Annotated in this window: 28 protein-coding genes; 17 read left to right on the forward strand and 11 right to left on the reverse strand. The window is 71.0% G+C overall.

The genetic code is table 11. The features are described from left to right. Positions 1-325 precede the first annotated feature (325 nt). On the reverse strand, positions 326-880 hold the full coding sequence (gene sufT / locus F0415_RS10510) for a putative Fe-S cluster assembly protein SufT (RefSeq protein WP_149861175.1): 555 nt from the start codon (positions 878-880) through the stop codon (positions 326-328). Between the two features lie 42 nt (positions 881-922). Between sufT and F0415_RS10515 the strand changes: the two genes are divergently transcribed. After that, positions 923-1360 carry a hypothetical protein gene (locus F0415_RS10515; protein WP_149861176.1) on the forward strand — a complete coding sequence of 146 codons (438 nt, stop codon included), beginning with the start codon at positions 923-925 and terminating at the stop codon, positions 1358-1360. A 19-nt stretch (positions 1361-1379) separates the two neighbouring features. Here the strand turns inward: F0415_RS10515 and F0415_RS10520 are convergent, their stop codons facing one another. Together F0415_RS10520 and F0415_RS10525 are read right to left on the reverse strand one after the other, a co-directional pair. Continuing rightward, the gene (locus F0415_RS10520) at positions 1380-2768 is read right to left on the reverse strand and encodes an NAD(P)(+) transhydrogenase (Re/Si-specific) subunit beta (protein ID WP_149861177.1); all 1389 of its coding nucleotides are present in this window, start codon (positions 2766-2768) and stop codon (positions 1380-1382) included. Then, complete coding sequence (locus tag F0415_RS10525; RefSeq protein ID WP_149861178.1) at positions 2765-3058, reverse strand: NAD(P) transhydrogenase subunit alpha part 2; 294 nt, start codon at positions 3056-3058, stop codon at positions 2765-2767. Before F0415_RS10525 ends, F0415_RS10520 begins: the two co-directional genes overlap by 4 nt. A gap of 129 nt (positions 3059-3187) precedes the next feature. On the opposite strand from F0415_RS10525, the gene F0415_RS10530 reads away from it, so the two are divergent. The 4 genes from F0415_RS10530 to F0415_RS10545 all read left to right on the forward strand — a co-directional run bounded on the left by F0415_RS10530 (position 3188) and on the right by F0415_RS10545 (position 5132). Continuing rightward, positions 3188-3523: a hypothetical protein gene (locus tag F0415_RS10530; protein ID WP_149861179.1), complete on the forward strand. Its 336-nt coding sequence runs from the start codon at positions 3188-3190 to the stop codon at positions 3521-3523. Positions 3524-3592: 69 nt separating this feature from the next. Next, positions 3593-4141, forward strand: coding sequence for an RNA polymerase sigma factor (locus F0415_RS10535; protein WP_149861180.1), 549 nt, complete (start codon positions 3593-3595; stop codon positions 4139-4141). Continuing rightward, positions 4138-4494, forward strand: a complete 357-nt coding sequence (locus tag F0415_RS10540) for a hypothetical protein (RefSeq protein ID WP_149861181.1) — start codon at positions 4138-4140, stop codon at positions 4492-4494. Before F0415_RS10535 ends, F0415_RS10540 begins: the two co-directional genes overlap by 4 nt. Continuing rightward, positions 4491-5132, forward strand: a complete 642-nt coding sequence (locus F0415_RS10545) for a DUF3106 domain-containing protein (protein ID WP_149861182.1) — start codon at positions 4491-4493, stop codon at positions 5130-5132. The genes F0415_RS10540 and F0415_RS10545 overlap by 4 nt, the downstream gene beginning before the upstream one ends. Before the next feature lie 38 nt (positions 5133-5170). Here F0415_RS10545 and F0415_RS10550 read toward each other — a convergent pair whose 3' ends face one another. Together F0415_RS10550 and F0415_RS10555 are read right to left on the reverse strand one after the other, a co-directional pair. Continuing rightward, a complete protein-coding gene (locus tag F0415_RS10550; RefSeq protein WP_149861183.1) occupies positions 5171-6274 on the reverse strand; it encodes an NAD(P) transhydrogenase subunit alpha in 1104 nt (367 codons plus the stop codon). Positions 6275-6338: 64 nt separating this feature from the next. Further along, entirely contained in the window at positions 6339-8606 is a 2268-nt protein-coding gene (locus F0415_RS10555) for a DUF1631 family protein (protein ID WP_188310366.1), read from the reverse strand. Between the two features lie 132 nt (positions 8607-8738). Here F0415_RS10555 and F0415_RS10560 point away from each other — a divergent pair, with 132 nt between their 5' ends. The 3 genes from F0415_RS10560 (at position 8739) to F0415_RS10570 (ending at position 10793) form a co-directional block, all read left to right on the forward strand. Then, a complete protein-coding gene (locus F0415_RS10560; protein ID WP_149861185.1) occupies positions 8739-9305 on the forward strand; it encodes a nitroreductase family protein in 567 nt (188 codons plus the stop codon). After that, entirely contained in the window at positions 9302-10180 is an 879-nt protein-coding gene (locus tag F0415_RS10565) for a 5'-3' exonuclease (RefSeq protein WP_149861186.1), read from the forward strand. Before F0415_RS10560 ends, F0415_RS10565 begins: the two co-directional genes overlap by 4 nt. Before the next feature lie 67 nt (positions 10181-10247). Continuing rightward, positions 10248-10793 (forward strand): NUDIX hydrolase, encoded by a 546-nt coding sequence (locus F0415_RS10570; protein WP_149861187.1) that lies wholly within the window; start codon positions 10248-10250, stop codon positions 10791-10793. A 22-nt stretch (positions 10794-10815) separates the two neighbouring features. Here the strand turns inward: F0415_RS10570 and pip are convergent, their stop codons facing one another. Next, positions 10816-11763: a prolyl aminopeptidase gene (gene pip / locus F0415_RS10575; protein WP_149861188.1), complete on the reverse strand. Its 948-nt coding sequence runs from the start codon at positions 11761-11763 to the stop codon at positions 10816-10818. Between the two features lie 110 nt (positions 11764-11873). On the opposite strand from pip, the gene F0415_RS10580 reads away from it, so the two are divergent. The 4 genes from F0415_RS10580 to F0415_RS12790 all read left to right on the forward strand — a co-directional run bounded on the left by F0415_RS10580 (position 11874) and on the right by F0415_RS12790 (position 17371). Further along, positions 11874-12521 carry an HNH endonuclease gene (locus tag F0415_RS10580; RefSeq protein WP_149861189.1) on the forward strand — a complete coding sequence of 216 codons (648 nt, stop codon included), beginning with the start codon at positions 11874-11876 and terminating at the stop codon, positions 12519-12521. Positions 12522-12604: 83 nt separating this feature from the next. Next, positions 12605-13615, forward strand: a complete 1011-nt coding sequence (locus F0415_RS10585) for a hypothetical protein (RefSeq protein ID WP_149861190.1) — start codon at positions 12605-12607, stop codon at positions 13613-13615. Positions 13616-13712: 97 nt separating this feature from the next. After that, positions 13713-15605 (forward strand): 1-deoxy-D-xylulose-5-phosphate synthase, encoded by a 1893-nt coding sequence (dxs, locus tag F0415_RS10590; protein WP_149861191.1) that lies wholly within the window; start codon positions 13713-13715, stop codon positions 15603-15605. A 56-nt stretch (positions 15606-15661) separates the two neighbouring features. After that, positions 15662-17371, forward strand: a complete 1710-nt coding sequence (locus tag F0415_RS12790; RefSeq protein ID WP_188310367.1) for an OmpA family protein — start codon at positions 15662-15664, stop codon at positions 17369-17371. Between the two features lie 10 nt (positions 17372-17381). Here the strand turns inward: F0415_RS12790 and prmC are convergent, their stop codons facing one another. From prmC to ahpC, 4 genes are all read right to left on the reverse strand, one after another. Beyond that, complete coding sequence (gene prmC / locus F0415_RS10600) at positions 17382-18215, reverse strand: peptide chain release factor N(5)-glutamine methyltransferase (protein ID WP_149861193.1); 834 nt, start codon at positions 18213-18215, stop codon at positions 17382-17384. Beyond that, entirely contained in the window at positions 18215-18787 is a 573-nt protein-coding gene (locus tag F0415_RS10605) for a Pycsar system effector family protein (protein ID WP_149861194.1), read from the reverse strand. Before F0415_RS10605 ends, prmC begins: the two co-directional genes overlap by 1 nt. Before the next feature lie 54 nt (positions 18788-18841). After that, positions 18842-20419, reverse strand: coding sequence for an alkyl hydroperoxide reductase subunit F (gene ahpF / locus F0415_RS10610; RefSeq protein WP_149861195.1), 1578 nt, complete (start codon positions 20417-20419; stop codon positions 18842-18844). A 132-nt stretch (positions 20420-20551) separates the two neighbouring features. Then, complete coding sequence (ahpC, locus tag F0415_RS10615; protein ID WP_149861196.1) at positions 20552-21115, reverse strand: alkyl hydroperoxide reductase subunit C; 564 nt, start codon at positions 21113-21115, stop codon at positions 20552-20554. A gap of 180 nt (positions 21116-21295) precedes the next feature. Between ahpC and oxyR the strand changes: the two genes are divergently transcribed. From oxyR to F0415_RS10640, 5 genes are all read left to right on the forward strand, one after another. Next, complete coding sequence (oxyR, locus tag F0415_RS10620; RefSeq protein ID WP_149861197.1) at positions 21296-22237, forward strand: DNA-binding transcriptional regulator OxyR; 942 nt, start codon at positions 21296-21298, stop codon at positions 22235-22237. A gap of 98 nt (positions 22238-22335) precedes the next feature. Next, a complete protein-coding gene (gene rnk, locus F0415_RS10625) occupies positions 22336-22749 on the forward strand; it encodes a nucleoside diphosphate kinase regulator (RefSeq protein ID WP_246149942.1) in 414 nt (137 codons plus the stop codon). Positions 22750-22896: 147 nt separating this feature from the next. Further along, positions 22897-23316 (forward strand): rubrerythrin family protein, encoded by a 420-nt coding sequence (locus tag F0415_RS10630; RefSeq protein ID WP_149861199.1) that lies wholly within the window; start codon positions 22897-22899, stop codon positions 23314-23316. A gap of 69 nt (positions 23317-23385) precedes the next feature. After that, on the forward strand, positions 23386-23967 hold the full coding sequence (locus F0415_RS10635) for a DUF3501 family protein (RefSeq protein WP_149861200.1): 582 nt from the start codon (positions 23386-23388) through the stop codon (positions 23965-23967). Positions 23968-24052: 85 nt separating this feature from the next. Continuing rightward, entirely contained in the window at positions 24053-24697 is a 645-nt protein-coding gene (locus tag F0415_RS10640) for a hypothetical protein (protein WP_149861201.1), read from the forward strand. A gap of 30 nt (positions 24698-24727) precedes the next feature. On the opposite strand, the gene F0415_RS10645 is transcribed toward F0415_RS10640, so the two are convergent. Continuing rightward, positions 24728-26914 carry a diguanylate cyclase gene (locus F0415_RS10645; protein WP_149861202.1) on the reverse strand — a complete coding sequence of 729 codons (2187 nt, stop codon included), beginning with the start codon at positions 26912-26914 and terminating at the stop codon, positions 24728-24730. Positions 26915-26920: the final 6 nt, after the last annotated feature.

Here is a 26920-nt window from a genome sequence, read left to right on the forward strand (position 1 = left end):
CCCGAATTAAAGATGGTTGCAAAGGAGGCCGTCAGCCGGCCGTGCTTGCTTCCCTGCCCCGGGCCCCCTGGCCGCACTCCCCCGTCGGGCCTTTCTGGCCTCGAATCTTCCGCATCGGGAAAGACGCGCCACCCGGATGTGTGACGCGGATCACATCCGCGTGACACGATCCGGACGCTAGCGTGACGAAAGTCACAAATCAAGCCGCGGCGCGGCATCGTGCCCGGGTCTGCGAGCTCGACACAAATCGCTGTCTGATCAATGACTTGGAGGCGACTGCCGGCACCAGCCTTGCCGCAACGCAACACTCCGGCAGCGGCGGCCCTCAGAACAGGCCGGTTTCCAGCCGTGCCTCATCGGACATCATGGACTGGTTCCAGGGCGGGTCGAACACCAGCTCCACATCGGCCTCGGCGATGGTCGGCACCGCCTCCACCTTGGCCCGCACGTCATCCACCAGGATCTCGCCCATGCCGCAGCCCGGCGCGGTCAGCGTCATACGGATACTGACCGTGCGTTCGCCCTCGGCGTTACGGCCGAGCACGCAGTCGTAGACCAGGCCAAGATCCACGATGTTGACCGGGATCTCCGGATCGAAGCAGGTGCGAAGTTGCTGCCAGACCAGCCGCTCCACTTCCTCGTCGCCGGCACCTTCGGGCAATCGCAGCGGCGCCGGCGGCTCCTTGCCGATGGCGTCGGCGTCCCGGCCGGCGATGCGGAACAGGTTGCCGTCGACGAACACCGTGAAGGAGCCGCCCAGGGCCTGGGTGACGTAGCCGGTACTGCCCGCCGGCAGCGTGACCTGCTCGCCCTGGGGCACCAGCACGGCGGCGCAATCGCGCTCGAACTTGACGGGCTCGCTGGTGCGGGAATAGCTCACGGGTATCGCCTGGCGGGAATCGGGGCTATTTTAGCCCGCCCCATGACCGGAACCGACCGTTTGCCCACCCAACGCACCGTCAGCCTGCACGGCTGGATCCTGCCGGCCTTCGCCCTGGCCGCCGGGGTGCTGGGCGTGGCCGCGCTGTGGGTGGCCGCCGGCCTGGGCCTGGCGGCCATGTGCGGCTGGATGGCGCCAGTCGCCGCGCTGGACATGGCCTTGATGCTGCGCCTGGCGGCCATGGCCCCCGGCCGGGCCAGGGCCTGGCTCAGCCTGGCCGGCACGGCGCTCGCCATCCTGGTCTCCACCTGGCTGCTGGCAGCGGCCCAGTTCGGTGTGCTGCTGGGCCTGGCGCCCTGGGAGTCGGCCTCGCGGATCGGGCCCAGCCTGGTCTGGGAGCTGCTGCGATACGGCAGCGGTCCCTGGGACTGGACCTTCGTCCTGCTCGCCCTGCCTCTGGCCTGGCGCCTGGGCCGCTGAGCGGCGGCGGCCTGCCGCCTCAGTGCCCGCCGTCCAGCGCCTTGATGCCCGCCACCAGCCTGGCCACCGCCTCGGCGCCGTCGCCGTAGAGCATGCGGGTGTTGTCGGCGTAGAAGAGTGCGTTCTCGATGCCGGCAAAACCGGTGCCCTTGCCGCGCTTGATGACGATGGTGTTCTTCGACGCCGCCACGTCCAGGATCGGCATGCCGTAGATCGGCGAGGACGGGTCGGTCCTGGCCACCGGATTGACCACGTCGTTGGCGCCGATCACCAGGGAAACGTCGGTGGCCGGGAACTCGGGGTTGATGTCGTCCATGTCGGCGATCAGGTCGTAGGGCACGCCGGCCTCGGCCAGCAGCACGTTCATGTGCCCGGGCATGCGCCCCGCTACCGGGTGGATGGCGAATTTCACCTTCACGCCGCGCCTGAGCAGCAGCTGGGTCAGTTCCCAGACCTTGTGCTGGGCCTGGGCCACGGCCATGCCGTAGCCGGGCACGATCACCACCCGCTCGGCATAGGCCATCATCGCCGCCGCGTCCTCGGCCTCGATCGGCTTCTGCGCGCCGCTGATGGCCTGGCCGCCGCCGGCGGCGCCAAAGCTGCCGAACAGCACGTTCGCCAGCGGCCGGTTCATGGCCCGGGCCATCAGCTGGGTCAGCATGGTGCCGGCGGCGCCGACCACCATGCCGGCGATGATCAGGGCCTCGTTCTGCAGCACGTAGCCCTCGAACGACACCGCCAGCCCGGTCAGGGCGTTGTACAGCGAGATCACCACCGGCATGTCGGCGCCGCCGATCGGCAAGGTCATCAGCACGCCAAGCGCCAGGGCGGCCAGGAAGAAACCGATGATCAGCGGCTGCTGCAGGCACCACACGCTGGCCGCGCCCAGACCCAGGGCCAGCAGGAAGACCAGGCCGTTGAAAACCTGCTGGCCGGGAAAGGTGAAGCGCCGGTCCATGCGGCCGTCCAGCTTGGCCCAGGCGATGACCGAGCCGGTCAGCGACACCGAACCGATCAGCGCGCCCACCGCCGCCAGCACCAGGGTGGTCTGCGAGGGCGCGGCGCCGGCATCGGAGAAGCGCAGCAGCTCGACCGCACCGATCGCCGCCGCCGAGCCGCCGCCCAGGCCGTTGTACAGGGCCACCATCTGCGGCATGTCGGTCATGGCCACGCGCTTGCCCGACACCCAGGCCAGCACGGTGCCGATGGCCAGGGCCAGGGCGATTAGCCCGAGGTTGTGCAGTCCCGGCGTGGCGAAGGTGGCGGCGGTGGCCAGCACCATGCCGAGGCCGGCCCAGCGGATGCCGCTGCGCGCGGTGAGCGGCGAGGCCATGCGCTTGATGCCGAGGATGAACAGCAGGGCCGCCAGGAAGTAGCTGGCCTTGACCACCACCGGCAGCCAGCTCATGCGCCGCCCTCCTTCCGGCTGCGCTTGAACATCTCGAGCATGCGTTCGGTGACGACGTAGCCGCCGGCGGCATTGCCGGCACCCATCAGGACGGCCAGGAAGCCGACCGCCTTCTCCAGTGTCGTATCCGCGTGACCCAACACCACCATGGCGCCGACCAGGACGATGCCGTGCACGAAGTTGGAGCCGGACATCAGCGGCGTGTGCAGGATCACCGGGACGCGGCCGATGATTTCGTAACCGGTGAAGGCGGCCAGCACGAAGATGTAGAGCGCGACGAAGCCGTCCATGTCTCTCCTCCCGCGCGGGCGCGCGACGCGCCCATCATAACCGCTGGCTAAACGGCAACCAGCGTCGGGTCAACAACCGGCTCCGGGGGGCGTTCCCCTCGCTGCCACCCGACCAAGGAGGAACTGGCGATGAAGAAGATGACCGGCAAAACCCTGCTGCCCCTGTCCGCACTCTCCCTGCTCCTGGCTGCCGGCCCGGCGCTGGCCCATCCCGACGGCGACCGCGTGGAGCAAGGACTGGACCGGCGCGGCGACCGGATCGAGGAGCGGCTTGACCGCCGCGGCGACCGCATCGACCGCAGGCTGGACCGCCGGGCCGACCTGGCCGAAGCCAACGGCCACCCGGTTCGCGCCGAGCGCCTGGACCTGCGCGGCGACCGGATCGACCACCGGCTCGACCGCCGCGGCGAGCATGTCGACCGCAGGCTCGACCGGCGCGGCAGTCGCTATGACCGGCGCCATTGAAAGCAGGTCAACGGTGCCGGCCCCGGATGCGTTATACACCGGTAGCGATGGCCTGACTGCTGCCCCGTGATGCCCTTCGACGCCGCGCCCGCCCTTACGGTCGCCAGCCTGGACCAGTTCCTGGCATCGGTGGAACGCCGCGGTTTTCGCCTGGCCGAGCTGGCGCTCGGCCATCGCGAGGACGCCCTGGACGCGGTGCAGGAAGCCATGATCCGCTTCGTCGGCTACCGGGAGCGGCCGCCGGAGGAATGGCCGCCGCTGTTCTGGAGCATCCTGCGCCGGCAGATCACCGACCGGCACCGCCGCAACGCCGTGCGCCAACGGGTGATGGCGGTGCTGGGCAAGGCGGCGGAGCAGCGCGAGGACCCGCTGGCGCTGCTTCCGGACCCTGGTGAGGATCCGGCCGCGCACCTGGACCGGCAGCGGGCCTGGCAGGCGCTGGGCCGGGCCGTGCGACGCTTGCCGCGACGGCAGCGCGAGGCCTGGCTGCTGCGTGAACTGCAGGGCCTGGACGTGGCCGACACGGCGGCCGCCATGGGCTGCTCGGAAGGCTCGGTGAAGACCCACCTGTCGCGGGCGATGGCCGCCCTGCGATCGCACCTGGAGGACTGGCGATGAACCGTCGAGACCCGAACCCGCCGGATGCCCGCGCGCTGTTCGAACGGGCCAGTGCCCGGCTCGACCCCGCGACCGCGGCGCGATTGCGCGAAGCGCGCCGCGCTGCCCTCGCCGGCATCGGCCGCCCCCGGAGGTCCGCCCTGGGCCTGCCGGCGGCGGCCTTCGCCACGACCGTGCTTGCCCTGGGCCTGGCCTGGTGGTGGCCGGGCCGCGATGCCGGTCCGCCGGCCGCCTTCGATCCGGCGGCACCCAGCCAGGCGGAGCTGGAGGCGCTGCTGGTGGAAGAGGATGCCGACTTCTACGCCTGGCTCGCCGAAGCGCCGGTGGCCACGAACGGCGGGGAACGGCGATGAGCCTCGCCAGCGCGAAGACGTACGCCCTGCCGGCCCTGATCCTGGCCTCGTTCCTGTTGCCGGCTATGCCGGTGCTCGCTCGCCCGCCGGAGGAGCCGGCGCCGCCGCCGGCGCGGCAGGAGACGGCCGCTGACCCTGGCCCACGCCTTGCTCCGGAGCACCGCCCTCCCCATCGCGACCGCTGGCTGGCCCGGCTCATGCGCATGGGCCCGGTGCCGGTACCCGGGGGCGTGGTCGTGCCGCGCTGGACGGAGCTGGACCCGGACCGGCAGGCGCGCCTGGCCAGGTTCGAGCAGCGCTGGGACCAGATGCCGGCCTCGGCCCGCGTGCACCTGCTGGAACGGCTGGAACGACACCAGCGCTGGGAAGCGATGAGCCCCGAGGAGCGCGAACGCATCCGCGCCGGCGTACGTCATTTCCTCGACATGCCGCCGGAACTGCAGGAAAAGGCCCGCGCCAGCTTCCAGGCCCTGCGCGCGCTACCGCCGGAACAGCGCCGCGACCTGCTGCAGCGCTGGCGCAGCCTCAGCCCGGAACAGCGCCGGGCCTGGCTGGAGGCGGGAGGGCCCGCCATCGCGCCCGCGCCGGACGCGCCCGCCGATACCGACCGTACCGGCGGCCCGGACGGCAGCGGCTGACGACGCGACACCGTCCGGCACCGGCCCCACCGGCGTCCTCACTCCCGGCGCCGGCCCTCGTGCGCCAGGCAGGTGCGCGCCACCAGTTCGTCGTCCCAGTCCAGCGCCAGGGCGCCGTCCTTGAGGGATAGCGCCAGGAAGTTGAAGACGTTGCGCGCATACATTTCGCTGGCATGCAGCGCGCCCTGACTGGCCAGGTCGAGCGGGCCGGCGATGACCACGCCGGCCTGTTCGAAGGTTTCGCCCGGCCGGGTCAGCTCGCAGTTGCCGCCGGTTTCGGCCGCCAGGTCCACCAGCACGCTGCCGGGCTTCATGCCGGCCACCATTGCCGCGCTGACGATCTTCGGAGCCGGCCGGCCCGGCACGGCCGCCGTGGTCACCACCACGTCCACCGACTTGAGGTGTTCGCCCAGGCGACGCTGCTGCTCGGCCCGCTCTTGCGCGGTCAGTTCGCGGGCGTAACCGCCCTCGCCGGCGGCGCTGACACCCAGGTCCAGGAAGCGGCCGCCCAGGGACTCGATCTGCTCGCGGGTTTCCGGCCGCACGTCGAAACCCTCGACCTGCGCACCCAGTCGGCGCGCGGTGGCGATGGCTTGCAGGCCGGCCACGCCGGCCCCGATCACCAGCACCTTCGACGGCCGGATGGTGCCGGCGGCCGTGGTCAGCATGGGGAAGTAACGCGGTGCCAGCTGGGCCGCCAGCAGCACGGCCTTGTAACCGGCCATGCCGGCCTGCGAGGACAGCACGTCCATGGCCTGGGCGCGGGTGGTGCGCGGCAGCCGTTCCAGCGCAAACGCCGTGACGCCCGCGTCCAGCAGCGTCTGCACGCGGGCCGGGTCGGCATGCGGGGCCAGCAAGCCCAGCAGCAGCGCCCCTCGTTTCATCCTCGCGATGCGGTCGTTGGCCGGCGCCTGCACGCAGCACAACACGTCGGCGCGGGCGACGGCGATCTCGGGGGCGTCGGCGAAAACGGCGCCGGCGCCGGCATAGGCGGCATCGGGAAAATACGCGGATTCGCCGGCGCCGCGCTCCAGCAGTACCTGCGCGCCCAGCGCCGACAACTTCTTCGCGATCTCGGGCGTCAAGGCCACCCGGCGCTCGCCGGGCGCGGTCTCGCGCACGCAAACGATGGTCACCGCCATGCCGCACACTCCCGGAGAATGGTCCGGGGCATGCTACCGGAAGGGTCGGGAAGGCGACAGGGGCTCAGCCGGCCGCGTCGGCGCCGTCTCGCAGCTTGCCCATCACCCGGTGCAATACCTGGTCGAACACCCCTTCCTGCTCGCGGACCAGCAGGTTGCCTTCCTGCTTCATCGCCGCCAGCTCCTCGACCGAGGCCACCAGCACGCGCACGCCGCGCCGGTTGACGAACATCAGGCGCGAGGAGATCGGGCTGATCCAGGACAGCTTCACCGGATGGTGCCTGCCGTCCTCGCCGGCGATGTGGATCCAGGTGCCGACCTTGAGCTGGCGCATCTGTTCGACGTCGGCGTCGTTGATCTTCAGGCCGGCCTTGCCGCCGACCACTTCCAGACGCGGCTTGAGATCGGCCAGGGCCGCCGCCGCCGCCGCGGCGGGACTGCGACGCTCCGGCATGGGCACGACCTTGTCCTCGGCGGCCGGGGTCGCCGGCACCGGTACCTCGCGCTCCGGATGTTCCACGCTTTCGGCGATGGCGCGGATGACGTCCTGGGCCGCCTCGCCGATCACGCCGGAGCTGGCCAGCACGTTCTCCAGGGGTTCGCGCAGGGCCTTCATGGCGCCGGCCACCTCGGCCGGCGGCCGGCCTTCGCGCGGCAACAGGGCCAGCAGGCGGTCGGCCACGTCCAGGGCGGTCTTCCACGAGCCGCTGTCCGGACCCTCGCGCAGGGCGATCATGGACAGATGGTGCGTCCAGGCCCGGGCCAGGAAATCCTGCATCGCCGGCGTCGGCGTCAGGCCGGCGGTGCGCCTTTCCAGTTCGGCGGCGGCCAGTTCGCGCGCCTGCTCCAGCCGCTCCTGGCCGCGCTGGGCCTCGGCGGCCCGGCGTTCGGCCAGCTCGACCCGGCGCCGGTGCTGCTCGAGGAACTGGCGCAGCTCCTGCTCGAGCGTCTCGAAGATGGCCAGGTCTTCGTTGAACTCGGCCACCAGCCGGTCCACGGTGGCTTCGGCCTTCTGCAGCAGCTCGCGCTCCTGCGGACCTTCGCCGCGGTTGCCCTCCACGGCCTCGGCCAGCGAGTTGAGCAGGCGCCGGGCCGGATGGGTCTTGAACAGGAACAGGCGCCTGTCCATCACCGCCGCCTTGACGAAGGGAACCACCAGGCGGGCGATCAGCGCACGCGCCGCCTGCTCGAAGTCGCGCTCCTCGAACATCACGTCGAAGAGCATGCCGACCAGGTCCACGGCGTCCTCGTCGTCCTGGCTGATGCTGACTTGCTCGGGCGGCAGGCCGATCCGGCTGGCGCCGCGCAGCAGCTCGTTCTTCAGCAGGATGGCCAGGGAGGCCTCGGGCCGTTCCAGCGCCTCGGTGACAGCCTCCGGAACCGTGCTCTGCATCAGCGACAGCACGGACAGCATTTCCTGGGCCACCATGGGCCGCTGGCCGCCGCGGCCGGTCTGCCGACCGCCGGCGGCTTCCTGGTGTGCCGGCCGCCAGGCCCGCAGCGCCGCCACCAGGGCGTCGAACATCGCCCGGTCCTCGGCAGTGGGAGCATAGGCCGGCGACGGAGCGCCGGCCGGACCCGCCCAATCCTGGGCAGCCTGGCCGGCCCGGTCCCAGGCCTCGGCAACCGGCGCCTCCGGTCGCGGCTGCGGCCTGGGCGCAGGCTTGGCGGCAGTGCGGGGATGGAAGCCCGCGGCCGCCAGGCGCTTGTTGAGGTCGGCCAGCAGCAGACCCAGGTCGTGCACCAGCTCGCGCTCGTAATACTTGAACAGCACCATGCGCACGTCCGGCGGCATCTCGACGCCGCGATGCGCCTCGCCCAGCGCCCCGGCCAGCTGATGCGCGCTCAGCGGATGCAGCTCCGGGGCCAGCTCCGCCACGCCCAGCATGGCCGCCAGGCGGCCGGTCAGTTCCTCGAGCTGGGCCCCGTGGGCCCGGGTGATCGCCTCGGCGGTGAGGTTGGTGGCCAGTTGCTGCTCGAGCTCGCTTTCCTCCAGCAGGCTCAGTTCGGCGGGTTCGGCAGCGGCATCGCGAATCGGGTCCGGACTGGCCCGGCGCTCGAAACGATCGAAACCCTTGTCCAGGTGTTCGCGAAAGCCGCGCTCGATCGGCGCCCGCGAGCTGCGCAGGGCACGCATCGCATGCAGGTAGGGCGAGGCCGTCGCAGTGGCGTCCTTCTTGGCCAGGTCGAACAGCCAGTCGTCGGCCCGCGCGAACACGCGCGCCAGCACCGCCTGAAGATGGTCGGTGCTGCGCAGCCGCAAAGCGGCCACCACCTCACGCCGGCCGGCGGCCGGGAAGGAGGTGCCCTGGGGGAAGGAGGTATCGCTCATCGTCTTCGCACGTCCGGGGGGTTCACGCGCCTGTGCCGGAAGTCTGGGCCATCTTGCCACGGCATTCCGTGAACGGTTTCGCATTTCCCGAGGGGCGGGGGCGGCCAGCGGCCGAATGGTAAGCTCGCGGCCATGGACTGCCTCGATTTCCTGAGCCGGCGCCGCTCCGTGCCGGCGCGTCTGCTGGGCGAACCCGGCCCGACCCAAGAACAGGTGCAGGCCATGCTCGCCGCCGCCGTGCGCGTACCGGATCACGGCAAGCTGGCGCCGTGGCGTTTCCTTTGCATCCGGGGGGACGCCAGGCAGGCTCTGGGCGAACTGCTGGCGACACGCCTGCTGGAACGCGAGCCGGCCGCCGCCCCCGCGCAGCTGGACAAGGAGCGCCAGCGCTTCGTCCACGCGCCGCTAGTGCTGGCGGTGGTCGCCTGCCTGGTGCCTGGGCACAAGGTGCCGGAGCAGGAGCAATTGCTCAGCGGCGGCGCGCTCTGCTTCGCCCTGCTGCAGGCCGCCCAGGCCCTGGGCTTCGGGGCCCAGTGGCTGACCGGCTGGGCCGCCTACGATCCGGCGATCACGGCCCGGCTGGGCCTGGCCAGCAACGAACGGATCCTCGGTTTCATCCACATCGGCACACCCCAGGCCGAAGCGCCGGAACGGCCGCGTCCGGACCCGATGCAGCGGCTGGCGGACTGGACGCCATGAGCGCCGTCCACCTGGTGGACGCCAGCCTGTACGTGTTCCGGGCCTGGCATTCCATGCCCGACGAGTTCCAGGACCGCGAGGGCTGGCCGGTGAACGCCGTGCACGGCTTCGCCCGCTTCCTGCTCGACCTGCTGGAACGGCAGAAACCCGGCCACATCGCGATCGCCTTCGACGAGGCCCTGGACAGCTGCTTCCGCAACCGGCTCTACCCGGCCTACAAGGCCAACCGCGAGCCGGCGCCGGAAGAACTCAGGCGCCAGTTCGACCACTGCCGGCGGCTCTGCCGTGCGCTGGGCCTGCCGGTCCTGGCCGACGACCGCTACGAGGCCGACGATCTGATCGGTTCGGCCCTGGCGCGGGTCCGTCGTGCCGGTCATCGCGGCGTGATCGTCTCGGCCGACAAGGATCTCTCGCAGTTGCTGCGGGAAGGCGACCAGCAATGGGATTTCGCCCGCGGCGAGCGCTGGGGCGCCGACGGCGTCAAGGCCCGCTACGGCGTGCATGCGCACCAGGTGGCGGACTACCTGGGCCTGACCGGCGACGCCATCGACAACATCCCCGGCGTGCCCGGCATCGGCGCCAAGACCGCGGCGGCGCTGCTGGAGCATTTCGGCAGCCTGGACGCCCTGCTCGAACGCCTGGACGAGTTGCCCTTCCTGCGCCTGCGCGGCGCCGGCCGGCACGCCCAGGCCCTGCGCGACCACCGCGAGATCGCCCTGCTTTCGCGCCAACTGGCCACGATCGTCCTGGACGCACCGCTGCCCGAGGACTTCGGCGAGGCGGAGCGACGGCCGCCCGACCGCGAGGCCCTCGAGCAGCTGTGCGAGCAGCTGCGCTTCGGGCCGATGAGCCGGCGGCGCCTGCAGTCGGTCTGATTCCCGGGCCGCTACGGCCGGGCCGCTACCGCGGCCGGGATGCAAGAGGGCGGAGCGGCCGGCTAGGATGGCCGGCATGAACGACACCCCCGAGACGATGTGCGAAGGCAAGTACCTGCGCCTGGTCAGGCGCGGACACTGGGAATACGCCGAGCGCACCAATGCCGGCAGCGCGGTGATCGTGATCGCGGTGACGCCGGAACGGAAACTGCTGTTCGTCGAGCAGTACCGCATCCCCCTGGGCGCCAACACCATCGAGATGCCGGCCGGCCTGGTCGGCGACCTCGACGCCCAGGACACCATCGAGGACGCTGCCCGCCGCGAGCTGCTGGAGGAGACCGGCTGGCTGGCGTCGGAGGTGAAGGTGCTGATGATAGGCCCGACCAGCTCCGGCCTGACCAGCGAGCAGGTCGCCTTCGCCCGCGCCCGCGGCCTGACCCGGGTGCACGCCGGTGGCGGCGACGAAAGCGAGGACATCGTCGTGCACGAAGTGCCGGTGGACCAGGCGCCGCGCTGGCTGGCGGCGAAGATGGCCGAAGGCTATGCCATGGACCCGAAGCTGTGGGCGGGGCTGTGGCTGCTCGACCGGGAGCCCGACGGAAGCCCGGCCTGAGCGCCGACGCGGCAGCGCCGGCTCAGCGGCCGGCGTAGCCGTCGGTGGCGCGCACCAGAATGTCGGTGAGTTCCGGCTCGAAGGCCGAGTGGCCCGAGGTCGGGCCAATCTCCAGGCGCCCGTCCGGCCAGGCCCGGTGCAGGTCCCAGGCATTCTGCAGCGGGCAGACCACGTCGTAGCGGCCGTGCGCGATCACGCCGGGAATGCCCTTGAGCCGGTGGGCGTCGCGCAGCAGCTGGTCGTCCACGTCGAAAAAACCGCCGTGCACGAAGTAGTGGCACTCGATCCGGGCAAAGGCCAGGGCGAAGGCAGGATCCTCATGGCTCTGCACGTAGGCCTCGTCCTGGCGCAGGAAGCTGGTGGCGGCCTCCCAAACCGACCACGACCGCGCCGCCGCCAGCCGCACGGACTCGTCCGGCGAGGTCAGCCGCCGGTGGTAGGCGCTCATCAGATCGTGCCGCTCGACCGGCGGGATCGGCTCCAGATAACGTTCCCAGGCATCCGGGAACAGGCGCGAGGCGCCCTGCTGGTAGAACCATTCCAGCTCCCACCGCCGCAGCATGAAGATGCCTCGCAGCACCAGTTCGGTGACGGCGTTCGGATGCGCCTCGGCATAGGCCAGGGCCAGGGTCGAGCCCCAACTGCCGCCGAACACCTGCCAGCGTTCGATGCCCAGGTGCCGGCGCAGCTTCTCGATGTCCGCCACCAGGTCCCACGTGGTGTTGTCCACCAGGTCGGCATGTGGAGTGGAGCGGCCGCTGCCGCGCTGGTCGAACAGCACGATCCGGTAGCGGGCGGGATCGTGGAAGCGGCGCATGCGCGGCCCGCAACCGGCGCCGGGACCGCCGTGCAGCACCACCACCGGCTTGCCGGCGGGGTTGCCGCATTGCTCGTAGTACAGCCGGTGGCGCTCGTCCACCGCCAGGAAACCGCTGTCGTAGGGTTCGATCTCCGGGTACAGGCCTCGCATCGGTCGCCTCGCGGAAAGGGTCCGACGGGGATTCTAGCCCTTGCGCGCGGCCGCGGCCCCGGGCTCGAATCCGCTTGAACTGTCATGCGCAAGGCGTATGCTCGACGCCGATGGGAACACCGCCCGCTCACCTGAGTCTCGTGGGCACCGGGGGCCATGCCCCCCCGGCGGGCGCTTCTTCCTCCCGTGATCGGACCCTGCCGCGCGTGCTGTCGCTGGACGCGCACGGCCGCATCCTGGACTGGATGCATTGGCAGGACGCGGTCTGCCTGTACGTGCGCGGCGCGGTCGCCTGGACCCTGGGCGAGCCCTGTCTGACCGTACGCGGCGGCATCAACCGGGCCAGCGGCCGGCAGAGCGTGATCGAACTGCATCCGATCGTCGCCGCCCGCGGACACGCCAGGCCGCAAGCGCTGGATCCGTCCCCGGCCCTCACCAACAGCGCCCTGTTCGCCCGTGACGCCAACCTGTGCCTGTACTGCGGCAACGAGTTCAGCCGGCATGCGCTGACCCGCGATCACGTGGTGCCGCTTTCGCGCGGCGGCCGCGATGTCTGGGAGAACGTGGTCTCGGCCTGTTTCCACTGCAATTCCCGCAAGGGCGGCCGCACCCCGCAGCAGGCCGGCATGCCCTTGCTGGCGGTGCCCTACCGGCCCAGCTGGGTCGAGCACCTGATCCTCTCGAACCGGCACATCCTGGCCGACCAGATGGCCTTCCTGAAAAGTCACCTGCCACGGCGGACCGCCCGGCCCAGCTGAGGGCATTTGACGCCGGCGCGCCGGTCCCCGACACTGCCGGCCTTCACGCTGGCCCGACCGGCGTGACCGGGGGAATCCAGGGAATGAGTACACAGAGCATCTGTTTTGCCGGCCTGTCCCGCGAGGAGGAGGCCCAAGTCGTTTCGCAGTTCAAGCAGGCCAATGGTCGCCTGGGCAATGCCTGGGTGCTGGCCCCGGAGGCCGAGGCCGAGGTCGTGGTCATAGACATGGACTCGATGTATGGCCAGATGAGCCTGATGAAGGCCATCGGGTCCGGCAAGCGGGTCGTGGCCCTGACCGCAGGCAACCGCGCCGACGCCGATCACCTGCTGCAGCGCCCGGTCAGTGCCGAGGGTATCGAAAGGATGCTGTCGGAGCTGGCCGGCACGATGGCCGCGGCACCCGCGGCCGCGCAGGCGCCTGCCCGCGCCGCCTCCGACGACCCTGCCCCGGCGGAACCGCCCGCCCCGCCCCCGGTGCAGACGGCGGCACCCGCCCCCGGCCCGGCGCCCGCGGCCGCTCCGGAGCCTGCGCCCGAACCCCGGCTTTTCGACCACCTGCGCCCCGGCGCCCTGTCCGGGCCGGTCCGCCTGCGCCTGGCGGGGGCACCCGACCTGGTGATCGATCCCGGCCGCCAGGTCTATTTCGGCGGCACCGCCCTCAAGCCCCTGCTGCCCTACTGCACCGCGGTGCTCCCGCCCGAGTCGCTGGCGCCGGTGTCTCCGGCCGAGTTGCCCGGCCTGGAAGCGCAGGCGGGCGGCGCCCAGCCGCTGTCCCGGCTGATCTGGCTATGCGCCCTGGCCAGCGGCAACGGCGCCCTGATGCCTGGCTTCAGCCCCAACGACCGCTACAAGCTGCTGAAGTGGCCGCAGACCGAACGCGAGTTCCCCAAGCATTTCCGCATCGCCACCGTGATGATGAAGGGCCCGGCCCTGCTGACCGATATCGCCGGGCAGAGCGGCGCCAGCCTGGCCGAGGTCATCGACTTCGTGAACGCCAGTCTGGTGGCCGGCGTAGCCACCCCGGAATCGGCAGCCGGCAACGAGAGCGAACCGGCCAAGGCGGGCGGCCTGCTGGCGCGCTTCCGCCGCTGACCCCGAAGCCCGGCCCGGCCTGAACGCCGGGCCGGGTTTCCTTGCCCCGAGCGGCAGGGTACCGGACAATTCCGGCACTCCCCACGCAGCCTCACCGATGGATCCCCAGCGCTATCCGCGCCTGTCCCGCGTCGCCGTTCCTGCCGACCTGCGCCAGTTTCCCGAAGCGGAACTGCCGGCGGTCGCCGAGGAGCTGCGCGCCTACCTGATCGAGCAGGTCAGCCAGTCCGGCGGTCATTTCGGCGCCGGCCTTGGCGTGATCGAGCTGACGGTCGCCCTGCATTACCTCTACGACACCCCGACCGACCGCCTGGTATGGGACGTCGGCCACCAGTGCTATCCGCACAAGATCCTGACCGGCCGCCGCGACCGCATCCACACCGTCAAGCAGAAGGGCGGCATCGCCCCCTTCCCCAAGCGCGACGAGAGCGAATACGACAGCTTCGGCGTCGGCCACAGCTCGACCTCGATCTCGGCTGCCCTGGGCATGGCCATCGCCAACCAGCGCAAGGGCGACCCGCGCCGGGTGGTGGCGGTGATCGGCGACGGCGCCATGACGGCGGGCATGGCCTACGAGGCCCTGAACCACGCCGGCGGCATGGAACCGGAGCCCGACCTGCTGGTCATCCTCAACGACAACCGGATGTCCATCTCCGAGAACGTCGGCGGCCTGACCAAGATGCTCGGCCGCCTGTCCGGCAGCCGCACGCTCAACGCCTTGCGCGAGGGCGGCAAGAAGCTGCTGGGCGACAAGAACCGGCCGGCCGCCCGCTTCATGCGCCGCTGGGAAGAGCACTGGAAGGGCATGTTCGTGCCCTCCACCCTGTTCGAGGAAATGGGCTTTCATTACACCGGCCCGATCGACGGCCACGACCTGCCCGCGCTGGTGTCCACGCTGAAGACGCTCAAGGGCCTGAAGGGCCCGCAGCTTCTGCACGTGATCACGACCAAAGGCAAGGGCTACGACCTGGCCGAAGGCGACCAGATCGAATATCACGCGGTCGGGCCTTTCGATCCGAACGTCGGCGTGGTCAAGAAGGCCGGCCCGGCCAGGCCGACCTACACGCAGGTGTTCGGCGACTGGCTTTGCGACATGGCGGCTACCGACGAACGCCTGCTCGGCATCACCCCGGCCATGCGCGAGGGTTCGGGCCTGGTGCGCTTCAGCCGGGAATACCCGGACCGCTACTTCGACGTCGCCATCGCCGAACAGCACGCCGTCACCCTGGCCGCGGGCATGGCCTGCGAGGGCATGAAACCGGTGGTGGCCATCTATTCCACCTTCCTGCAGCGCGGCTACGACCAGCTGATCCACGACGTCGCCCTGCAGCAGCTGGACGTGCTGTTCGCGATCGACCGCGGCGGCGTGGTCGGGCCCGACGGTGCCACCCATGCCGGCAGCTTCGACCTCAGCTATCTGCGCTGCGTGCCGGACATGGTGGTGATGGCGCCGGCCGACGAGGATGAGTGCCGGAAGCTGCTCAGCACCGGTTTCCGCCACCCTGGCCCGGCCGCGGTGCGTTACCCGCGCGGCACCGGCCCCGGCGTCGCCGTGCAACCGGGACTGGACACCCTGCCGATCGGCAAGGCGCAGCTGCGCCGGCGTGGCGGCCGGATCGCCCTGCTGGCCTTCGGCGCCCCCGTGGCGGCGGCCGAACAGGTCGGCCGCGAGCTCGGTCTCACGGTGGCGAACATGCGTTTCGTCAAGCCGCTCGATCGCGAGCTGGTGCTGGATCTGGCCCGCAGCCATGAAGGCCTGGTCACCGTCGAAGACAACGTCGTGGCCGGCGGCGCCGGCAGCGGCGTGGCCGAACTGCTGGCCGCCGAGGGCCTGTCGGTGCCGGTCCTGCACCTGGGCCTGCCCGACGCCTGGCAGGAGCACGCCAGTCGCGACCAGCTGCTGGCCGAGGCGGGCGTGGACGCCGACGGCATCCGCCGGGCGGTGCTGGCCCGCTGGCCAGGCCTGGAGCGCGCCGCCGCCAACGCCTGAGCCGCCCGCCCGGCCTCTGCTACATTGGCGGCCGGTTTCCGGGGGAGCGGATGCCCATGCGCGCGATCGCCGTCCTTGCCCTGCTTTGCCTGGGCCTGTGCCTGAGCGCCTGCGGCACGGAGACACCGGCGGACCCGCCGGTGGCGGCCAATGGCGCGACCGCGGCTCCGCCGCCGCCGGCGCCGTCGGCAGTGAGCCCGTCCGATGATGCTGCCGGCAGCGACGAACGCGCCGGCGACCGCGACGGTACCGGCGACGACCCGGCCGCACGCCTGCTGACGCGCCCTGAAGATCAGGCGTGGCGGGCGGAACAGGCGGCGGCCGAGCCCGCGTCCGCCGCAATGGCCGAGCAGCAGGCCCGCATCAACGAACTGATGGCAGCCATGCAGGCTCTGGCCGAGGCGGGCAGCGACCCGGAACGACGTGCCGCCGCCTTGGAACGGGTCAAGGCGGCCCAACACGCCCTCGGCGAGGCCGGCTTGCGCGCCGAGTCGGAGCGCCGGGCGGCGAAAACCGAGCGGGAGATACCCGAGGCCTGGCGCCAGACCCGCCGCAGCGAACGCGGCGGCGAGGAAGCCGATCTGCTGGTTCAACTGGGCGACATCGACAATCTGGGCTTCGGCTGGCCCGAGGGCTTCGACCCCTTCAGCGGCGAATCCACGCCGGTACACCGCTATCCCTTCCTGCCCGAGGCCGACGATCCCGACGGCACCGACCGGATCATGGTGGTCAGCGGCCACACCGGCAAAGGCGGCGGCCGCCGCGACGGCTATACCCAACGCACACGCCGGCCCGACAACCGGCCACGGCCGCTGCTGCTGGAGTTCGATCCGGCCGGCATCGAGGTGCGCACGGTGGTGCTGCAGCTGTTCGTGGACGACTTTCAGAGCGAGCGCATGGGCAGCCGCTATCGCGTGCTGCTGGACGGGCGCGAGGCCGGCGACATCGCCGCCACGCTCAATGCCCTGGACCAGACCGGGCCGATCGGCAAGCTGCTGACCATCCAGTTGCTGCCGGAGTTTCACCACCTGATCGCCGACGGCCGCCTGGCAGTGGACGTGGACGACCCGCATACCGATGCCGGCGACGGTTTCGCCTTCGATTTCGCCAGACTGCTGATCAATCCCAGGGGATTCCGGTACACCGGCACGGTGCGCGGCATCGCCGTCGAGGACGGCACCGGCAAGCCCTTGGCCGGCGTGCTGGTATCGGCCGCCAACGTCCGCCAGGCGGTGACCGGCGAGGACGGCCGCTTCCTGCTCGAGGACGTGCCGGCCGGCCTGGTGGTGACCAGCGCCGGCAAACCCGGCTACGAGGGCGACGAGGACGCCTCCGACCTCGAGGGCGGCGGCAGCCTGGAACTGCGGCTTGCGCTCAGGCCGCGCGCCGACGACAGCGTGGCCCTGGCCGCGCGGCTGCAGCGCGAGCGCAAGGTAGACCTGTACGGCATCTACTTCGACACCGCCCGGGCCACACTCAGGCCGGAATCGGAAACCACGCTGCAACAGGTGCTGGGCCTGCTCCGGGACGATCCGGCCCTGCGCCTGGTGATCGCCGGCCACACCGACAGCGAGGGCGGCGACGACTACAACCAGGCGCTCAGCGAACGCCGCGCGGAAGCGGTGGTGGGCTGGCTGGCCGGCCACGGCGTCGACCCCGGCCGTCTGGCCGCCGAGGGCCACGGCGAGTCGCGACCGGTGGCCGACAACTCCAGCGAAGCCGGTCGCGCGCTCAACCGGCGGGTGGAGCTGAGGCTGGCGGAGTGAGGAACCGGGCTCAGCCGGGCCAGCGGCCGAAGCCGACCCGTTCGCGCTGCTCCAGGTCGCGCTCGGTACCAACCCGGACGAAGCCGGCGGCCAGCAGCAGGCCGCGCACGGCGGCGCCCTGGTCGTGGCCGTGCTCGAGCAGCAGCCAGCCGCCCGGCTTCAGGTGCTGCGGCGCCGCCGCCACGATGGCGCGGATGGCGTCCAGCCCGTCCTTGCCCGAGGCCAGGGCCGAACGCGGTTCGAAACGCAGGTCACCCTGCTGCAGATGCGGGTCGTCCTCGGCGATGTAGGGCGGGTTGCTGACCACCAGGTCGAAGCGCTCGCCGGCCACCGGTTCGAACCAGTCGCCGCGCAGCAGGCGCAATGGCAGGCCCGCCTCCTCGGCGTTCTCCCTGGCCACCGCCAGCGCCGCGGCGCTGGCCTCCACCGCGCTGACGTCGGCCAGCGGTCGTTCCGCCGCGATCGCCAGGGCGATCGCACCGGTGCCGGTACCCAGGTCCAGCACCGTGGCCGGACGCGTGCGCTCCAGCCGCTCCAGGGCCAGCTCGACCAGCAGCTCGGTCTCCGGTCGCGGAATCAGCACGTCGGGCGTGACCACCAGGTCCAGCGACCAGAAGCCGCGCCGGCCGGTGATCTGCGCCACCGGCTCGCCGTCGGCGCGCCGGCGCAGCAGGCGCTGGTAGGCCTCGATCTCGCGCGGTCCCATCACGTCGCCGGCATGGGCGTAGAACCAGCTGCGCGGCTTCTCCAGCGCATGCGCCAGCAGCAGTTCCGCCTCCAGGCGCGCCTCCTGCCCGGGCAGGCGCGCGGCGCCCTCGCGGATCAGGTCGGCGACCGTCGCCATCAGCCGGCCACCAGCCGCCAGACCTGCACGGCGCAGGCCAGGAGGAAGCCGCCGAGGAAGAACAGGTAGGACAGGCGCAGGTAACGATACTTGTGGTGGGCCAGGTAATAGCCCAGGGCGTAGGTATCGCGGGCCATGGTCTCGTAGACGGAGCCGTCCGACTTCAGCGCGCCGGCGATCTCGGTCAGGAAGCGCTCGCGCGGCAGCTCGGCGAAGTGGCCGAAGAACAGCAGGTTGAACTGCGGCGGGAACGGCTGGCCCTCGCGCAGGCGCAGCGGCCGGTACTTGGGCAGCACCGCCAGCACGGCCAGCAGCAGCGCCAGCAGGGTGAAGCCGGCCAGGGTCAGCGAGGCGTGCCGCAGCAGCGGATCACCGAGCCGGCCCAGGGCCAGGGTCAGCACGATCGAAGAGATGGTGATGATGATGTTGGCCTTGGTGTCGGCCATGACCGACAACTGCACGTGGTGCTGCTGCATGGTCCGCAGCAGGCAGTCGCTGGTGTTGCGCTCGGGGATGGCGGCAAACAGGCGTTCCAGATCGCCCTCGTTGCTGGCAGGGGTCGGGGCTGACATGTCGGGCTCCTCCTGGCGCCCGACATCATACGCCCGAGCCGGCCGACGGCCGGCTCAGGCGGCCTCGGCCACGCCGGCCGGGGCCTCGGCGCGGATCAGATGGTCGAAGGCGGCCAGGGCGGCGGTGGCGCCGGCGCCCATCGAAATCACGATCTGTTTGTAAGGCACCGTGGTGCAGTCGCCGGCCGCGAACACGCCCGGCAACGAGGTCTGGCCGCGCTCGTCTATGACGATCTCGCCGCGCGGGCTCAGCGCCAGGCTGCCCTTGAGCCAGTCGGTATTGGGCAGCAGGCCGATCTGCACGAACACGCCGTCCAGGGCCAGCTCCTGCTCGCCGCCGCCGACGCGATCGCGCAGGCGCAGGCCGGTGACCCGGTTGCCGTCGCCCAGGATCCCGGTGGTCTGGCCGTTCACCCGGACGTCCACGTTGCCCAGGCTGCGCAGCTTGCGCTGCAGGACCTCGTCGGCACGCAGCTTGCCGTCGAACTCGATAAGGGTGACGTGGCCGACGATACCGGCCAGGTCGATGGCCGCCTCGACGCCAGAGTTTCCGCCGCCGATCACCGCCACCCGCTTGCCCTTGAACAGCGGGCCGTCGCAATGCGGGCAGTAGGCCACGCCCCTGTTGCGGTACTCGGCCTCGCCGGGCACGCCCAGCTGGCGCCAGCGGGCACCGGTGGCCAGCACCACGCTGCGCGCCTTGAGCGAGACGCCGCTTTCCAGCTTCACCTCCACCAGACCGTCCCTGCCGGCCGGTACCAGCCCGGCGGCGCGCTGCAGCGGCATGATGTCCACCTCGTAGTCGCGCACGTGCTGTTCGAGCTGGGCCACCAGCTTCGGGCCCTCGGTGTGCGAGACCGAGATGAAGTTCTCGATGCCCAGGGTGTCCAGCACCTGGCCGCCGAAGCGCTCGGCCACCAGGCCGGTGCGAATGCCCTTGCGGGCGGCATAGATCGCCGCCGAGGCGCCAGCCGGGCCGCCGCCGACCACCAGCACGTCGTAAGGCGCCTTGCCGGCCAGACGGGCGGCAGCGCGTTCGGCGGCGCCGGTGTCCAGCTTCGCCAGGATCTCGGCCAGACTCATGCGGCCGTTGGCGAAGGGCTGCCCGTTCAGGAACACCGCCGGCACCGCCATCACCCCGCGGGCCTCGACCTCGTCCTGGAACAGGGCGCCGTCGATGGCGACGTGGCTGACGCCGGGATTGAGCACCGACAGCAGGTTCAGCGCCTGCACCACCTCCGGGCAGTTCTGGCAAGACAGTGAGAAGAAGGTTTCAAAGCGGTACTCGCCCTGCAGCGCCCGGGCCTGTTCCAGCACCTCCTCATCCTCGCGCGGCGGGTGGCCGCCGACGTGCAGCAAGGCCAGCACCAGCGAGCTGAACTCGTGGCCCATGGGCAGGCCGGCGAAACGGACGGCGATGTCGGTGCCGGCGCGACGGATTTCGAAGGAGGGCCGGCGCGGGTCGTCGGCGCTGCCGACGCTGACCTTGTCCGAGAGCGCGGCGATGTCCTGCAGAAGCTCCCTGAGCTCGCGCGAGGCCTCGCTGTCGTCCAGCGCGGCGTTTAGCTCTACCGGTACGCGCAGGTGCTGCAGGTAGGCGGCGAGCTGCGTCTTCAGCTTGTCGTCCAGCATGGGGTACTCCAGGGAAGGGAAAGCTTGCGCGCGCCGCCAGGGCGCGCCGGGCGGCGCGCGCAAGCCTGCCGGGGATTTCGGCCGAACGGGACCGGCCCCGGGCGAGCCCGGGACCGGTGCTTCCGGCGACGATCAGATCTTGCCGACCAGCTCCAGCGAGGGGGCGATGGTCTTGGCGCCCTCCTTCCACTTGGCCGGGCAGACCTGGTTGGGATTGGCGGCGACGAACTGGGCAGCTTTCAGCTTGCGCAGGGTCTCGCTCATGTCGCGGGCAATGGCGTTGTCGTGGACTTCCATGGTCTTGATCACGCCCTTCGGGTCGACGATGAAGGTGCCGCGCAGGGCCAGGCCCTCCTCCTCGATGTGCACGCCGAAGGCGCGGGTCAGCTGATGGGTCGGGTCGCCGACCAGTGGGAACCTGGCCTTGCCCACGGCTGGCGAGGTCTCGTGCCAGACCTTGTGGGCGAAGTGGGTGTCGGTGGTGACGATGTAGATCTCGGCGCCGGCGGCCTGGAACTCGCTGTAGTTCTCGGCGGCATCCTCGACCTCGGTCGGGCAGTTGAAGGTGAAGGCGGCCGGCATGAACACCAGCACCGACCACTTGCCCTTCAGGCTCTGGTCGGTGACCTCGATGAACTTGCCGTTGTGGAAGGCCTGGACCTTGAACGGCTTGATTTCGGTATTGATCAGCGACATCGCGAAAACTCCTTGGTATGGGAGGGGTGAATTGAAGACAGGCGCAATGGTAGGCTCCAGCTATCGATCTGTAAACTAGATTGGATATATCAATGCGATAGTCTTTATCTATCATTGACCACGGCCGATCGCCAGCTCAGGCCGATTGCATAGTCCCCGACGATGGAGTATCCCGGCGCCATGAACCTCCGCGACCTGCGCTACCTGGTGGCCCTGGCCGAACTGCGGCACTTCGGCCGCGCGGCCGAGGCCTGCCATGTCAGCCAGCCCACCCTGTCCACGCAGATCAAGAAACTCGAGGACGAACTGGGCGTGGCCTTGGTAGAGCGGGCGCCCAGGCACGTGATGCTGACCCGGGCCGGCGAGGACATCGCCACCCGTGCCCGACGCGTGCTGGCCGAGGTCGAACAGATGCGCGAAACCGCCCGCCGCGCCTCGGATCCGGAGGCCGGCTCGATCCGCCTGGGCATCTTCCCGACACTCGGCCCCTACCTGCTGCCGCACGTGGTGCCGCGAATCCGGGCCCGCTTTCCGCGCCTGGAGTTGCTGCTGGTCGAGGAGAAGACCGAGACCATCCTGCACATGCTGCGCGAGGGCAGGCTGGATGCGGGCATCCTCGCCCTGCCCCTGCACGAGGACTGGCTGGAAACGGAGTTCCTGTTCGAGGAGCCGTTCATGCTGGCCGTTCCCGATGGCCACCCGCTGGCCGCACATCGCAGCCTGCGCATGGACGACCTGGGCAGGCAGCATTTGCTGCTGCTGGAGGAAGGCCACTGCCTGCGCGACCAGGCCCTCGAAGTCTGCAGCCTGGCCGGTGCCGGCGAGAAGGAGGGTTTCCGCGCCACCAGCCTGGAAACGCTGCGGCAGATGGTTGCAGCCGGCGTTGGCGTGACCCTGCTGCCGATGCTGGCGGTGAAACCGCCGGTGCCGGCCTCGGAAAACATTCGCCTGCTGCCGTTCCGCAGTCCGGCGCCGTCGCGCAAGCTGGCGCTGGTGTGGCGCAGGAGTTCGGCCATGGGCAACTTCCTGCGTACCTTGGCTGCCTTGCTGCGCGAGCTGCCCGAGGAGCTGCTGCAGACGCCACCCGCCCAGACGCACGCCGGCCGGCGCGGCAAGGCTTGAAGCGCCCCGCCGGCGGGCTTAAGGTATCGCCGACTTACCGATGACATCTCGGGCGGCGCGCTTGGCGGGCCGCCCGTATGCTTTTCGAGGAGCCGGACATGGCCGAGTTGCCCCAGATCACCGTTTCCAGCCGCGACCTCGCTCGCCTGGAGCAGTTGCTGGAATCCCCCGAGCTGCGCCGGCACCCGGCAGCGCAGGCGCTGACCGGTGAGCTCAACCGCGCCACGGTACTACCGCCGGAAGAGATGCCGGCCGACGTGGTGACGATGAATTCGCAGGTCACCTGCGTGGACGAGTCCACCGGAGAGCGACATGCCATCACCCTGGTGTTCCCGCGCGACGCCGATGCCGCGACCGGCAAGGTGTCGGTGCTGGCGCCGGTCGGCAGCGCTCTGCTCGGCCTGTCGGTGGGCCAGGGGATCGACTGGCCGGGCCCGAACGGCCGCGTGCTGAAGCTGCGGGTCGAGTCCATCCAATACCAGCCGGAAGCAGCCGGCAATACGGGGGCCTGAGCCCGCCCGCCAAGGGTCCTCTGTAATAGCCGCAAGCTATCGGGCCGACGGGGCGAGGAAGCGCGGAGCTCGACCGCCCCGAACGCCGGTGCGCCGCGCCCCGCCTCTCCGGGCTATGCTCCGGCCGAGGCCAACGAGGCTAGCCGCATGAACCTGAAAGGCTCCAGGACCGAGGAAAACCTGAAGCGCGCCTTCAACAGCGAGGCGCAGGCCAACCGCCGCTACCTCTATTTCGCCCAGAAAGCCGACGTCGAGGGCCACGGCGACATCGCCGCGGTGTTCCGCTCCACCGCCGAGGGCGAGACCGGGCACGCCCACGGCCACCTCGAATACCTCGAGAGCTGCGGCGATCCGGCCACCGGCCTGCCCTTCGGCGACACCGCCAGCAACCTCAGGTCGGCCATCGCTGGCGAGACCCACGAGTACACCGACATGTACCCGGGCATGGCCAAGACTGCCCGGGAAGAGGGCTTCGAGGAAATCGCCGACTGGTTCGAAACCCTGGCCAAGGCAGAACGCTCGCACGCCAACCGCTTCCGGAAGGCGCTGCAGGAAATGGCGGCCTGAACCGGGGCCGGCCTCGCTCCCGGCAAGGCCGGCCCGCATCGGGGAAGACCACATGGCGGAGAGCGGGCCATGAAGAGACTCGAACGCGGCGATCTGTACCCGCTCGAGCTCTATGCAGAGCGACGCCCGGCGTTCCGCAGCCGGGTCCTGGCCCACAAGAGGCAGCGCAGGCTGCACCTGGGCGCACACGTCACCCTGTTGTTCGAGGACAGGCTGACCGTCCAATACCAGGTGCAGGAGATGCTGCGCATCGAGCGCATCTTCGAGCCGGCCGCCATCCAGGAGGAACTGGACGCCTACAACCCCCTGATACCGGACGGCGACAATCTGAAGGCCACCATGCTGATCGAGTTTCCGGACATCGCCGTTCGCCGGCGCGAGCTGGCCCGGTTGGGCGGCATCGAACACCGGGTCTACGCCCGGGTGCAGGACAGCCCGCCTGTGTACGCCATCGCCGACGAAGACCTGCCGCGCAGCGATCAGGACAAGACCGCCGCCGTGCATTTCCTGCGGTTCGAATTCACGCGGGCGATGATCGCGGCCTTGCGCAACGGCGACGGCCTGGCCTTCGGCATCGACGACGACCGTCTCCGCCTGCATGCGGAGGCCGGCGAGGATATCCGGCAAGCCCTGATCGCCGACTTCGACTGAGTACCGGACGGGCCCGGCGACGGTGCGCCGCCTGTCGGGGGAGGCACGGCTGACAAACGCCCGCCCGGCCGACTAGGCTCCCGCCATGCCCCGCTGGATCTGGCTCTTCCTCGCCATCGCCGTCGCCGCCCTGCTCTGGGCGGCCTCGCGCGGCCCGACCACGCCCGTCGCCGCCGACGCCGGCGCCGAGCGGGCCTGCCTGGCCGTTCCTCGCGAGGCGGTGGCGCTGGGCCGACCACCGCACCAGTCTTCCGTGCCTGGCGGCGTGGGCCCCTTCCGGCATGGCGAGTTCACCCTGGCGCCGCTGGCCGGCTTCGCCCTGGAGGCGCGCGTGCTCGGGCGCGAAGACTATCGCTTCGATCGCGAAGCCGCACTTTCACCCACCGACCTGGCCCTGGGCTGGGGTGCCATGGCCGACCCGCAGGTCTACGACCGCCTCGACATCAGCCAGTCCGGCCGCTGGTACCGCTACCGCTGGGGCGCGGAAGGCCCGCCCATCCCGGCGCACGAGATCGTCCGTTCCAGCGCCAACATGCACATGATCCCGGCCGACTCCCGCGTGGCCGCGGCCCTGTCGCGGGTGCGCCAGGGCCAGACCGTGCGCCTGCGCGGCTGGCTGATCGAGGCTGGCCATGCCGACGGCTACCGCTGGCGCAGCTCGCTGAGCCGCGAGGACAGCGGCGACGGCGCCTGCGAGCTGATCTTCGTCTGCGAGCTCGAGGCCTACTGAGTCCGCATCGCGGGCCGGTGCGCGGCCCGCTCAGCTGAAGATCTGGTTGCCGCCATTCTTGCTGGCGATGTGCGCGGCCCTGCCGGCGCGATCGGCCAAGGCCGTCGCGTCGCGATCGTCCGCGCCGGCCTGGGCGATGCCGACGCTGACCGTGAGAAAGGGCGCCACCCTGGGGTCCACCGGCATGCGCTGCACCGCAGCGCGCAGGCGATCGGCGTATTCGCGGGCCTCGGCCAGGCGCTTGCCGTGCGCCACCAGCAGGAAGCCGTCCGGCCCGGACCGGCCGAGCAGATCGCCGTGGGCCATCTCGTCGCGCAGCAGTTCGGCCAGCGGTCTCAGGCCGGCGACCGCGCCGACCTCGCCGCCGGCTTCGCGCAAGGCCGGCAGTTGGTCGAGCACGAAGTACAGCAGACTGAGCGGTTGCTGCTTCAGCCGGGCCTTGGCCATGCGTTCCTGCAGCAGTTCGCGAGCGACCTCGGCGCGGAACGTTCCCGTGGCCGGGTCGGTGTCGGCGGCACGCTGCGCACCGATGGCGCCTGCGGCCTCTTCGCCGGCCATGCTGGCCATGGCAGCGAACTCGGCGCACAGCGCCAGCTCGGCTTCGCTGTAACTCAGCTCGGCGGGGCGCTCCACCAGCAAGGCACCCCATCCGGGCTTGGGGATCGGCAGCGGGATCACCGCCAGCTGCACTTTCTCCAGAGGACCCTCCGGCCCGTCAAAGTCCATGCCCACCTGCTGCGGCGCCTTCAGCTTGCTGAGATTGCGCACCAGGGTGGCACGCTGTTCCAGCAACTGGCGGTAGCGGGGCTCGGCATCCGGCGGCGTCACGAACATCAGCGGCTCACCATCGGGCTGCAGGCCGACCACCGCTGACGACTGTTGCGGCAGCACCGACTTCAGGCCGTCGAGCAGACGCCGGTAGGCGATCCAGGTCATGTCGTCGTCGTCGGCATGTTCGAGGCCGGCCTGCAGGCTCTGCATGAGGCGCTGGCGCGCCGCTTCGATCTTTTCTTCCAGGCTGGGCTCCGGCGGCACCGCCCGTTTGCGGGCGGCCCAGCGCTGCATGCGGGCACGCATCCACGGCAAGCCCAGGTACAGCATCATCGCCAGGGCCAGCAAGGCTTGCCAGCCGTACAGGCTGGCCAGGCCGGCCGGCAGCCACTGGCGATCGGCCAGCAGACGCGCCGCCACGGCCGCCGCCATCGCCAGCAGAGCCAGCACCGGGCCCCAGCGGTAGCCGCGGGAGTCCAGCAACAACATCAACAGGCAGGCCGCCAGGGCCAGCGCGTAGCCGGCCAGGGCGATCCACTGCAGGGCCGCTGCCTGATGACCCTCGACCATGAACAGGCCGTACAGGGCGGCGAGCACGAGCAACCAGCCCAGCACCGCACTCCAGACCGACAGCCGCGGGGCGGAGCGCGAAATGCCGGCATAGTGCCGCGTCGCCAGCACCAGCGGCCCGGCGCCGAGCAGGAACAGGGCCTGCGGCACCGCCGCCCCCCGGCCGGACAGCAAGGCGATCTCCGGTAGCGAGTAGAGGTGGCCATTGATGCCCAGGCAGGCCAGCCAGGAACAGAACGCCGCCGCCCCGACGGCCAGGGCGCCGCATTGCGGGTCTTCCATGTGCCGGACCAGGGACAGGACCGCCACCAGCAGCAGCAGGCCATACACCCAGCGGAAATAGCGCCGGGCCTCGGCTTCCCGCGCGTCCGATTCGGCCTGGCGCCGGATCGCCAGATGCAGGCCGCCCATCACCGTCCCCTGGGTTTCCAGGTACAGCTCGATCGGGCCGGACAGGCCGGGCGGCAAGGGCAGGTCGAACACGGCCGGCCAGGTGGCGATCTCCGGCCCACGGGCGAAGAAACTGTCCTCCGCCAGGACGCTGCCGTCGCGGGCGCGCAGCCGCAGGCGGTCCAGCGGTACCCGGTTCACGTCCAGATGCCAGTCCGCCGCTTCCGGCAGTTCGGTACGGATGCGGACCCAGAGGACGCGGTCCTGCCTGGCACTGAAGGGCAGGCCCTGGCTAAGCACCGGCGTGAATCCGGGCTGGGCCCGGCCGGTCAGGATGTCGTCCAGGGTGGTCCCCAGCGGCGTTTCCATCCAGGCCAGCTGCAGTGCCGGCCCGGCCTTCTCCGCCTCGGCCGAGACCGCCCCGCCCGAGACCATGGCCAGGGCCACCACCACGACGCCGACCAGCAGCGACCATGCCTTGCGCACGCGCCG

The organism is Arenimonas fontis (assembly GCF_008386465.1).
Taxonomy (GTDB): domain Bacteria; phylum Pseudomonadota; class Gammaproteobacteria; order Xanthomonadales; family Xanthomonadaceae; genus Arenimonas; species Arenimonas fontis.

Coding starts and splice junctions, on each gene's coding strand:
- F0415_RS10640 (WP_149861201.1), top strand. CDS start 24,053: ATGCCCCGCTGGATCTGGCTCTTCCTCGCCATCGCCGTCGCCGCCCTG.
- F0415_RS10550 (WP_149861183.1), bottom strand. CDS start 6,274: ATGGCGGTGACCATCGTTTGCGTGCGCGAGACCGCGCCCGGCGAGCGC.
- rnk (WP_246149942.1), top strand. CDS start 22,336: ATGGCCGAGTTGCCCCAGATCACCGTTTCCAGCCGCGACCTCGCTCGC.
- F0415_RS10515 (WP_149861176.1), top strand. CDS start 923: ATGACCGGAACCGACCGTTTGCCCACCCAACGCACCGTCAGCCTGCAC.
- dxs (WP_149861191.1), top strand. CDS start 13,713: ATGGATCCCCAGCGCTATCCGCGCCTGTCCCGCGTCGCCGTTCCTGCC.
- F0415_RS10540 (WP_149861181.1), top strand. CDS start 4,138: ATGAACCGTCGAGACCCGAACCCGCCGGATGCCCGCGCGCTGTTCGAA.
- F0415_RS10580 (WP_149861189.1), top strand. CDS start 11,874: ATGGGAACACCGCCCGCTCACCTGAGTCTCGTGGGCACCGGGGGCCAT.
- F0415_RS10565 (WP_149861186.1), top strand. CDS start 9,302: ATGAGCGCCGTCCACCTGGTGGACGCCAGCCTGTACGTGTTCCGGGCC.
- pip (WP_149861188.1), bottom strand. CDS start 11,763: ATGCGAGGCCTGTACCCGGAGATCGAACCCTACGACAGCGGTTTCCTG.
- F0415_RS10605 (WP_149861194.1), bottom strand. CDS start 18,787: ATGTCAGCCCCGACCCCTGCCAGCAACGAGGGCGATCTGGAACGCCTG.
- ahpC (WP_149861196.1), bottom strand. CDS start 21,115: ATGTCGCTGATCAATACCGAAATCAAGCCGTTCAAGGTCCAGGCCTTC.
- oxyR (WP_149861197.1), top strand. CDS start 21,296: ATGAACCTCCGCGACCTGCGCTACCTGGTGGCCCTGGCCGAACTGCGG.
- F0415_RS10560 (WP_149861185.1), top strand. CDS start 8,739: ATGGACTGCCTCGATTTCCTGAGCCGGCGCCGCTCCGTGCCGGCGCGT.
- prmC (WP_149861193.1), bottom strand. CDS start 18,215: ATGGCGACGGTCGCCGACCTGATCCGCGAGGGCGCCGCGCGCCTGCCC.
- F0415_RS10585 (WP_149861190.1), top strand. CDS start 12,605: ATGAGTACACAGAGCATCTGTTTTGCCGGCCTGTCCCGCGAGGAGGAG.
- F0415_RS10630 (WP_149861199.1), top strand. CDS start 22,897: ATGAACCTGAAAGGCTCCAGGACCGAGGAAAACCTGAAGCGCGCCTTC.
- F0415_RS10545 (WP_149861182.1), top strand. CDS start 4,491: ATGAGCCTCGCCAGCGCGAAGACGTACGCCCTGCCGGCCCTGATCCTG.
- F0415_RS10535 (WP_149861180.1), top strand. CDS start 3,593: ATGCCCTTCGACGCCGCGCCCGCCCTTACGGTCGCCAGCCTGGACCAG.
- F0415_RS10525 (WP_149861178.1), bottom strand. CDS start 3,058: ATGGACGGCTTCGTCGCGCTCTACATCTTCGTGCTGGCCGCCTTCACC.
- F0415_RS10520 (WP_149861177.1), bottom strand. CDS start 2,768: ATGAGCTGGCTGCCGGTGGTGGTCAAGGCCAGCTACTTCCTGGCGGCC.
- F0415_RS10530 (WP_149861179.1), top strand. CDS start 3,188: ATGAAGAAGATGACCGGCAAAACCCTGCTGCCCCTGTCCGCACTCTCC.
- F0415_RS10570 (WP_149861187.1), top strand. CDS start 10,248: ATGGCCGGCATGAACGACACCCCCGAGACGATGTGCGAAGGCAAGTAC.
- F0415_RS10635 (WP_149861200.1), top strand. CDS start 23,386: ATGAAGAGACTCGAACGCGGCGATCTGTACCCGCTCGAGCTCTATGCA.
- F0415_RS12790 (WP_188310367.1), top strand. CDS start 15,662: ATGCGCGCGATCGCCGTCCTTGCCCTGCTTTGCCTGGGCCTGTGCCTG.
- F0415_RS10555 (WP_188310366.1), bottom strand. CDS start 8,606: ATGAGCGATACCTCCTTCCCCCAGGGCACCTCCTTCCCGGCCGCCGGC.
- ahpF (WP_149861195.1), bottom strand. CDS start 20,419: ATGCTGGACGACAAGCTGAAGACGCAGCTCGCCGCCTACCTGCAGCAC.